The sequence below is a fragment of the Collinsella sp. CLA-ER-H3 genome (assembly GCF_040092425.1).
In the GTDB taxonomy this organism is placed as follows: Bacteria; Actinomycetota; Coriobacteriia; order Coriobacteriales; family Coriobacteriaceae; genus Collinsella.
In genome coordinates this window covers 21,090-27,089 of sequence record NZ_JBBNLP010000015.1, presented here as the reverse complement: position 1 = coordinate 27,089, position 6,000 = coordinate 21,090, and the positions used below count along the sequence as shown (strand labels likewise).

The following is a 6,000-nucleotide window of genomic DNA, read 5'->3' as shown; positions in this document are numbered from 1 at the left end:
CGAGGCCTACCTCGTGTACTATCGTGAGGAGCGGATCAAGAAGTCCCTCGGGTGGCTGAGCCCGATGGAGTACCGCAGGAAGCTTGGATACGCCTAGGCGCGGTCCAAGAAATCGTCCGCACCCCCTTTTCTATCCGTCGATTCTATTTTAGTAGACTGGCTAACGTCTCCTTCGTCTTTAAAGGAGGATGCTGTCGGTGAAGCACAATACATTCTACAAGAACACGCTTTGGCAGTATGGCCTTCAGATACTCAAGTATCTCTTTCCGCTGCTGCTTATTCCCTATCTTACTCGCATCCTCGGGACTGAGGGCTATGCCGTTTACGCCTATGTTCTCTCCTTCATGGGCGTGGTCCAAACCATCGCCGATTTCGGCTTTACACTCTCTGGTACCAAGAAGGTAGTTGATCTCAGGGGGGACACTGCAGCTCTCTCCCGCCTCGTGGGGGCGATAACGGTCGCACGCCTCATGTTGCTCTGCGGCCTTTTCTTCTGTGTCATGGTAGTAACACGCTTTATTCCTATTATGGCCGAGAATACGGTCTACGTCATCTGGGCGTTCTTTGCAACGGCAGGTCGCACAGTGCTGCCCGACTTCATCTTTCAGGGAAATGAGCGTATGGGGCCTTTGACGACCCGATATTTCGCATCCAAGGGGGTGCAGGTCGCGCTTACGATCCTTCTCGTACGCGGGCCGGGGGACCTTATCCTCGTTGCCGTAGCTGACGTACTGTCGGAGATCGTCGACATCGCATGGAGCTATCGCGCCCAGAAGCGCATGTTCGGCGTCGGTATAGCAAGGCCCACCTTTAAGGAGAGCTTCGAGGAACTACGCGTCTCCGCTATCTATTGCGTTTCGAACGTCAGCTCCTCTCTTTTCTCTGGATTCACAACGGTGATTATCGGGTTAGCGATCACAAGCAAGACGGACATCGCCTTTTGGTCGCTTACGCTCACGACTGTGAATGCCGTGCAGTCGCTCTACACGCCTATTGCTAACAGCCTTTACCCCCATATGATCAAGAACAGAGACTTCGGGTTCGCACGAAAGTTGGCGCTGGTTGCGTTGCCTGTTCTCGTCCTAGGTATCGTTGCGTATTGCGCTCTCTCTAAGCCTATCATGCTCGTCCTCGGAGGACCCGAGTACGTTGGCGGTGCCCATGTTATGTTGATGATCTCGCCGATCTTTATCTTCTCATTTTACGGAATTCTGATTGGCTGGCCGGTTCTGGGCGCCATGGGGCATGTAAAGGAGCTGACCGTCTCGACGTTATTCACTGGGATTGTTAATGTGGTCTCGCTTCTGGCACTTTACCTTGGCGGGTTGATAACCCTTGATGTTATCTGTGTTGCTCGCTGGGGTTGCGATGCCTTGTTGTTGCTAGTAAGAGTTTTCATGCTCTGGCGCGCGGCGCGGTCGAAGACAGACTTTCATAAGAATCCTAAGGAGTAATGATGCAGTACCTTCCCACAATGGAAATCCAAAAACTCTTGCTTGCTATGCTCGTCGATTTTGACAGGATGACAAACGAGCATGGGCTTCGTTATTCACTTGATGGCGGCACGCTTTTAGGTGCCGTGAGACACAGAGGATTCATTCCTTGGGATGACGATATCGACGTCATTATGCCCAGGCCTGATTTCGATGAACTTGCATCACATCCCGAGTGGGTGCCTGCTGGGTTGACTGCCAATATTCCTGGACGCAAGGGGTACATCTATCCCTTCATGAAACTGACCAACCCTTCATGGAGGGCGCAGGAACCGCACTTAGAAGAGGTGATCGAAGAGTTTCTCTGGATCGACATTTTTCCCGCTGATGCCATGCCTGACGAAAATACTGAGAAAGCGACCCTAATGGCGGCTCAGGAAAAGACATTCTTTAGGGCATTGCGGTCATACGTAAACATCAAAACATCTACTTCAAATCCGTTGAAAAAGGTCGCAAAACATGTCCTATTTCCGATTCATAGGGCGTTGTTTCCTGCGGAAAAGCAGTTTTCCGAGCTAGGGGAGAGGGCTCGTGGTCTTCAGTTCGGAGATACGCATGAAGCGGGGGATGTTGTTTGGGGGCCCTACAAGCCTGATAAGCCAGGTTTTCCCACCGAGGACTTCGACAACTTGATCGATATGGAGTTCGAGAGTCGTACTTTCAAGGCGTGTCCGCACTGGGACGCGTACCTAAGGGGGCTCTACGGCGACTATATGCGGCTTCCGCCTGAGGACCAGCGGGTCACTCATGGGATGAAGGTATGGAAGGTAAATTCCGGGGAAGGAAAATAATTCATGAACGTGGCAATCATCATCGCGGGCGGTGTAGGCTTGCGTATGGGGCAAGAGATCCCCAAACAGTTCATCAATGTTGGCGAGAAGCCCGTCATCGTCTACACTCTCGAGGCTTTTCAGGAGCACCCGCTTGTGGATGCCATTGAGGTCGTATGCCTAGCCGGCTGGGAGCAGGTCTTACGCGCCTATGCAAGGCAGTACAAAATTGACAAGCTGAAGTGGGTAGTCAAAGGCGGTGCCTCTGGTCAGGAGTCTATCCGCAACGGCGTGTACAACTTTGAGGGTGTGCTTGCCGAAGATGACATTTGCATCGTTCACGACGGCGTGCGCCCCATGCTCGACCCAGAGGTTATCACCGACGTCGTCCGCGTGGCTAAGGAGCGCGGCAACGCCGTCACAAGCATGCCTTACAACGAGCAGATTTTCCTTGTGGACAAGAAGGATTCCGCCACCACTACGCAGTACATCCCCCGCGAGACGCTTCGTCGTGTGTCTACACCGCAGGCCTACCGTTTTGGGCTCCTCGACTCCAAATATCACGAGGCTTTTGAAAAAGGTGTCGGAATCGACGGCTCCAACTACACGAACACAATGATGGTCCAGCTGGGCGTGAGGCTCAACTTCGCCGTCGGGTCGGACCGCAACATCAAGCTCACCACGCCGGAAAACCTCGAGTTCTTCCGCGCATGGGCGACGGAGAGGGATGCCCGCGATGAATAGGCTCAAATGCCCAGAGTATATCGCCGACGTTGACAAAGTTTGCTCGCTTCCCCTGCCATGGGAGAAGCTCGCGAATAAAACGGTCGTCATCTCCGGTGCGACCGGTTTGATCGGGACCTTCCTCGTCGACGTTCTGATGCGCAAGAACGACATTGATGGGGCGCGGTGTAGCGTCATCGCTTTGGGGCGCAACATCGAGAAAGCGCGCTCGAGACTGCCGTACTTCGGTCGAGACCACTTCTCGTTTGAGGAGGGCTCCGTTGCTGCGATAGGTTACAGCCCTGCCGCCCCCGCGGACTACGTTTTGCACCTAGCGAGCTCCACTCACCCGCGCCAGTACGCTACCGATCCCATCGGCACCATCCGAGCCAACGTGGACGGCTTACAGAATCTCCTCAGCTATTCAGCCGAATGCGGTGCTAGGCTACTCTTTGCCTCATCGGTCGAGATTTATGGCCAGAACCGCGGTGACGTGGAACGTTATGATGAAAAGTACTGCGGGAACATCGACTGCAACACTCTTCGCGCCTGCTATAACGAATCAAAACGACTGGGCGAGGCTATGTGTCAAGCTTACCGTTCGCAGAAGGGGGTCGAGGCCGTTATCGTGCGCATCGCGCGCGTCTACGGGCCCACACTACTGCCCGATGATTCCAAGGCACTCTCCCAGTTCCTGCATCGCTCGCTTGCCGGCGAGGACGTTGTGCTCAAGAGCGAGGGGACGCAGAAGTTCTCTTACCTGCACGTCGCAGACGCCGTGTCTGGTCTGCTTCATATACTGCTCCTTGGTATCGACGGGGAAGCCTACAACCTCGCAGATAGGGGATCCGATGTAATGTTGAAGGATCTTGCGGGACTTGTAGCTAAAGCCAGTGGTGTTAAAGTTGTATTCAAATTTCCTGACGCTCAGGAGGCGGCAGGGTACTCTAAGGCCACGCTTGCGCTGATGGATGGAAACAAGGCACGTAACGAACTTGGTTGGTCTGCGCGCATGGGCATCTCCGAAGGTATATCAAGAACGCTTTGTGTTCTCCGCTCACTCAATAATCCCGGGGGATGCTGATGGGCGCAAAGACGATTTGGCATGGCTTCAGAAATATGGTTTTCGGAAGGTACGATGACGATAAGTTTTGGAGAAGGCGACACGCCCTTCTTACCGGAAGTGCCCGGGGTATCCGCAAAACTTATTATTCGTTGTATGTTCACCACGAGATGCGCAGGAGCTGTGCGGATATCATGCCTGGATGGAGCGACGATGCTTCATGCGTGTGCGAGAATTTTTTGGCGCCACCCAATATCACTGCGCACGGCATCAACGGTATAGTCATTGCGGGGGGGCAACCATAGGGCGAAATGTGACCATCTTTCACCAAGTAACTATAGGACGCAGCAGAGGGAAAGCTCCCGTTATTGGTGATAATGTCTTCATCGGTCCCGGCGCCAAGATTTTCGGAGGAATTCGCGTTGGTAATAACGTCAAGATCGGAGCAAACTGCGTTGTGTTCCAAGACGTACCCGATAACTCGACGGTTGTTCTCGATAAACCGCGAATTATTGAACATAAGCAGCCTTCACCTTATATCGTTGCCGAGGAAGGCGAGTATAAACCTCGCGAGTGGTAGACATATGGAAGTTTGTATACCAATGCCAACTCGCTCCGATGCGACTGGGGACAAACACGCTTTCCTTGTTATGGCTCATAAGGACAATGAGGTTCTTCACACCCTGATGAGAGCCCTCGATGATGAACGAAACGGCATCTTCATCCATATGGATGCAAAAAAGCGGATGGAAAGAAAATCGCTTGTTGGCTTCTGTCAGTAAGACGGGGATCTTTTTAATTCCTCGTATCAGAGTCACTTGGGGCGCGTATTCGCAAATCGCCTGTGAACTCATCTTTCTCAACTCCGCAGTTGCAAAGGGACACTATTCCTATTCTCACCTTTTGAGCGGTCAAGATCTTTCTATTTAAAGTCAGGACCAGATTCACTCATTCTTTGACTCTTTTGGAAATAAAGCGTCCATTCGCTTCGAAAGCCACAACAGGGACTATCGGAGAAGAATCGGTGAGCATGTTATCTAGAATACTTTCGGGATAAGCAAATCTCAGGTTTTCTTACGAAAGATGGATGGCCTTCTATCGAGTCTTTTGCAGTGTATTAGGAAGCCTGCTAGAGACTTGGAATTGATGAAAGTTGACAACTGGTTTTCAATCACCGTTGGCCTCGCTCGTTATCTTGTCAAGAATGCCTCGTCGATACGTTCGGTTTTCTGGGATTCTATGTGCGGCAATGGAATCTTCCTGCAAACTGAGGTTTGGGATGCGGGGAGTAGATTTAGATGCTTTCGAGCCCCCGGCGCTCAAAGGGATGATGCGATAATACGGCTTATCGATTGGGGTGCTGATGAGTCACCCCGTGTGTCGGGAATTGCAGACTTAGAACTCATCAGGAATTCAAGAATGATGTTCGCGCGCAAATTCGATTCAGAAATCGATAGCGATATCGTCAAAGCTATTGAATCAATGGTTGGATTGATTTTTTTCTAACAGTTTAAATAGCAGTTTATGATTCGGCGGTCGCATGGCCCCCGAATGCTATGCTCTTCAGCCAAATAGAGAATATGCCCGAATGCTCACCCGAATCTATATTTATCGACAATTCCTTCGGTTGACACTCGGGTGAATGGAACAGATGGATATGAAAGGAGCGACCCCTCGAGATGCTCGCGACGGGTCGCTCCGCCGACGAGCTCCCGTTGTTCGGCGAGGATGTCGACAAAGAAACTGCCGCTCATGAGTGAGAAGATTCGTCCCTCTAATGGGCATTGCTCTTGAGCGCTCCGCAAGCCGCCCGTGTCGGGATGCTCTTCTTCACGTCCAAGCGCCTCGCGCCCCAGTTGAGAACGAGGCCGAGCTGTGCGGCGTCAACAACAAGACCATCTCCGAATGGCGGAACCGCCTGCTCGCCATTGCAGCCGGGCACTTGGACCGG

The 6,000-nt window shown here is 52.4% G+C and carries 7 protein-coding genes; all 7 read left to right on the top strand.

Annotated features, from left to right (window positions below; translation table 11 throughout):
• The coding region (locus AAAX32_RS09845) for an IS3 family transposase (protein ID WP_349100292.1) at window positions 1–97 on the top strand (97 nt) is incomplete at its 5' end.
• Between the two features lie 100 nt (window positions 98–197).
• Window positions 198–1,454, top strand: a complete 1,257-nt coding sequence (locus tag AAAX32_RS09840) for an oligosaccharide flippase family protein (protein WP_349100721.1) — start codon at window positions 198–200, stop codon at window positions 1,452–1,454.
• Between the two features lie 2 nt (window positions 1,455–1,456).
• Window positions 1,457–2,284: a LicD family protein gene (locus AAAX32_RS09835; protein WP_161145323.1), complete on the top strand. Its 828-nt coding sequence runs from the start codon at window positions 1,457–1,459 to the stop codon at window positions 2,282–2,284.
• Between the two features lie 3 nt (window positions 2,285–2,287).
• On the top strand, window positions 2,288–3,007 hold the full coding sequence (locus AAAX32_RS09830; RefSeq protein WP_349100719.1) for an IspD/TarI family cytidylyltransferase: 720 nt from the start codon (window positions 2,288–2,290) through the stop codon (window positions 3,005–3,007).
• A complete protein-coding gene (locus AAAX32_RS09825; RefSeq protein ID WP_349100718.1) occupies window positions 3,000–4,070 on the top strand; it encodes an NAD-dependent epimerase/dehydratase family protein in 1,071 nt (356 codons plus the stop codon). Before AAAX32_RS09830 ends, AAAX32_RS09825 begins: the two co-directional genes overlap by 8 nt.
• A gap of 292 nt (window positions 4,071–4,362) precedes the next feature.
• The gene (locus AAAX32_RS09820; protein ID WP_328291071.1) at window positions 4,363–4,629 is read left to right on the top strand and encodes a DapH/DapD/GlmU-related protein; all 267 of its coding nucleotides are present in this window, start codon (window positions 4,363–4,365) and stop codon (window positions 4,627–4,629) included.
• 557 nt (window positions 4,630–5,186) lie between these two features.
• Window positions 5,187–5,555 (top strand): hypothetical protein, encoded by a 369-nt coding sequence (locus AAAX32_RS09815; RefSeq protein ID WP_349100717.1) that lies wholly within the window; start codon window positions 5,187–5,189, stop codon window positions 5,553–5,555.
• The last annotated feature ends 445 nt before the right edge of the window (window positions 5,556–6,000 follow it).